The sequence below is a fragment of the Streptomyces atratus genome (assembly GCF_014648655.1).
Taxonomy (GTDB): Bacteria; Actinomycetota; Actinomycetes; order Streptomycetales; family Streptomycetaceae; genus Streptomyces; species Streptomyces atratus.
Window position 1 is genome coordinate 1 of the sequence record NZ_BMRN01000229.1, and the last position, 602, is coordinate 602.

The following is a 602-nucleotide window of genomic DNA, read 5'->3' on the forward strand; positions in this document are numbered from 1 at the left end:
CTCGGCACGACCGGGGCGCTCTGGGAGAGCAGAGACCTCTTCCACCGAGTGATCGACATGCCCGCCGGCAACGAGGACGGCGAGGACGTGCTCCGTACCTCCGCCGTCGTGCAGTGCGCCGTCATGGAGCGTCAGCTCGGGCGCTACGCCGAGGCCGACGCGCTGCTGCGCCGCGAACTGGACCGGAGGCCCGGGCCGTCACCGTCCCGGCGGATCGGTCTCGTCATCGAATGGTGCTGCCGCGCGCAGTTCGTCGCCCGCTTCCCCGACGTACGGGAAGAACTGGCCGAGGCGTTGCGCGGCGCCCGCGATCTGGGTGACGGACTCGGCGAGATGGGCGCCCTGACGCTGGCCGCCATGAGCGAGGCGTACGAGGGTGACACGGCCGAGGCCCGTCGGCTCGCCCGGACCGCGGCGGGGCTGGCGGACGCGCTCACCGACGGCGACCTCGCCGGGCTGTGCGAGCCCCTGGTCAGACTGGGCTGGGCCGAGGTGATGCTCGACCGGTACGCCGACGCGGAACGGCACACCGACCGGGGCGTGGACATCGCCCGGCGGACCGGCCGACTCTACATGCTGTCGCAGCTCCTGCTGTGCAAGGC

At 72.9% G+C, this 602-nt stretch carries 1 protein-coding gene; it reads left to right on the plus strand.

The genetic code is table 11. The features are described from left to right. Window positions 1-602 (plus strand): tetratricopeptide repeat protein (locus IEZ15_RS44240; RefSeq protein ID WP_189282553.1); only part of this gene is annotated, 602 nt, incomplete at both ends.